Annotated in this window: 1 protein-coding gene and 1 pseudogene; both read right to left on the bottom strand. The window is 67.1% G+C overall.

All coding sequences use genetic code 11. The features are described from left to right. Window positions 1-89 (bottom strand): PPE domain-containing protein (locus BST40_RS29160; protein WP_142276874.1); only part of this gene is annotated, 89 nt, incomplete at its 3' end. A 431-nt stretch (window positions 90-520) separates the two neighbouring features. Next, window positions 521-766: pseudogene (locus BST40_RS28400) on the bottom strand (PPE family protein); the annotation flags it as partial.

Genomic DNA, 766 nt, shown 5'->3' with positions numbered 1-766 from the left:
GCCGCCGCAAACAACGGCCCCGCGCCAGCACCAGCAAAAATCCGCGCCGAATTGATCTCCGGCGGCAACCACGCAAACTCAGGAACCATTCCAACCCCAAACCAACCAGCCGCGCCAACGGCACCGACAACCAACCGAACCCGAACACTCACCAACCCATCGGCGGATCGTAAGCCAACCCACAGCCGAAAACTCCAGATTCGCCAAACGCGGAAACCGCAGCGGCATTGGGTGGTCTCCATGAGCTACGCCTGCACCGAAGCGCTGCATTGCGACTAGGCGGCTGACGGGATGTTCGCAGGGTCAGGGCGCGGGTAACACTGGTTGGCTGGTGTTACCCGCGCCCTGTAGAGCTGGCTGGTGAGGCCGGCTCGGTGTTGGTCAGGCCCAGCTGGCGCCGACGGCGGAGTCGGCTTGGGCGTGGTCGTTGGCTGGTTCGTAGATCGCCTGGAAGCTGGGGCCTAACGCGGTGGTGAAGTCCTGGCGGGCCGTGCCCCACTCTGGCCCCGAAGTCCCGGCCCTACCCGACACCGGTCCGCGGGATCACACTCGGGCGCGCCTGCACCACATGCGGATTAGCCCCCCCACGGCCCATCATTCCGCCGGGCATCCCCGCGCCGGCACCGCCCATCCCCATCGGCATCGGCATCATCCCCATCCCACTACCGGTCCCGGCCGCCTGCGCCAGCTCCGCCGCATTGGGCATACCACCCAACCCCGCCATGGCTGCGGACGACAACCCCTTGGGCATCGACCCCTCCCAGGT

Source organism: Mycobacterium persicum, assembly GCF_002086675.1.
Lineage (GTDB): Bacteria > Actinomycetota > Actinomycetes > Mycobacteriales > Mycobacteriaceae > Mycobacterium > Mycobacterium persicum.
This window is presented reverse-complemented; position numbering and strand designations above follow the sequence as displayed.